Origin of the sequence: Mesorhizobium sp. M8A.F.Ca.ET.161.01.1.1 (assembly GCF_004792105.1) — a bacterium.
Classification (GTDB): Bacteria; Pseudomonadota; Alphaproteobacteria; order Rhizobiales; family Rhizobiaceae; genus Mesorhizobium.
Genome location: NZ_SRTD01000410.1, coordinates 1 through 297, shown reverse-complemented (window position 1 = coordinate 297; position 297 = coordinate 1). Strand labels below are relative to the sequence as shown.

At 65.0% G+C, this 297-nt stretch carries 1 pseudogene; it reads right to left on the bottom strand.

Features of this window, described 5'->3' with window-relative positions:
- Positions 1–259: pseudogene (locus tag EN804_RS36310) on the bottom strand (type III secretion protein); the annotation flags it as partial.
- Positions 260–297 lie beyond the last annotated feature (38 nt).

The window sequence follows — 297 nt, the reverse complement described above, 5'->3', positions numbered from 1 at the left end:
CCAGACCATATCGATTGCAGATCTCTTCAAGAAACTCGCGCGCCGTTCCAACCGGCATGCCGGCGCTCAGGCGCCCCTTTACGAGCTTGCTGACACGCATCGGCACCCGCATGTTGCGGCCAAGCTCGACGAGCGCATCCGTCACCGACTGATCGATGGTGAGGTATTTGTAAGGACCCGCGGGCCAGCGCGGCTCGGCGGCATCCGCCCGCGAAACAGCAAGGCCGTACATTAGGATGGCCGCGAGGCCGCCGGCCACGAGGGCAGCGTAGGCTTTCGACCACCGGTGCGCTTGGC